The sequence below is a fragment of the Stenotrophomonas sp. 3diitr2024 genome (genome assembly GCF_042136455.1).
Classification (GTDB): domain Bacteria; phylum Pseudomonadota; class Gammaproteobacteria; order Xanthomonadales; family Xanthomonadaceae; genus Stenotrophomonas; species Stenotrophomonas sepilia.
The window spans coordinates 1-322 of sequence record NZ_JBHHMJ010000425.1 but is presented as its reverse complement, the minus strand read 5'-3'; the positions used below and the strand labels follow the sequence as shown (position 1 = coordinate 322).

The window sequence follows — 322 nt, the reverse complement described above, 5'->3', positions numbered from 1 at the left end:
AACCTTTTTGGAGCCAGCCGCCTAAGGTGGGACAGATGATTGGGGTGAAGTCGTAACAAGGTAGCCGTATCGGAAGGTGCGGCTGGATCACCTCCTTTCTATGGAGAATTGATGAACGCTGTTCATCAATATAAGTTTCCGTGTTTCGTTTTGTTCAGTTTTGAGAGAACTATCTCTCATATATAAATGTATGTTCTTTGAAAACTAGATAACAGTGTAGCTCATATTTTTTAATTTTTAGTTTGGTTAAGTTAGAAAGGGCGCACGGTGGATGCCTTGACACTAGGAGTCGATGAAGGACGGGACTAACGCCGATATGCTT

At 42.2% G+C, this 322-nt stretch carries 1 rRNA gene; it reads left to right on the top strand.

What is annotated here, in order from left to right:
- Nucleotides 1–98, top strand: a 16S ribosomal RNA gene (locus ABGA94_RS10570); the annotation flags it as partial.
- Nucleotides 99–322 lie beyond the last annotated feature (224 nt).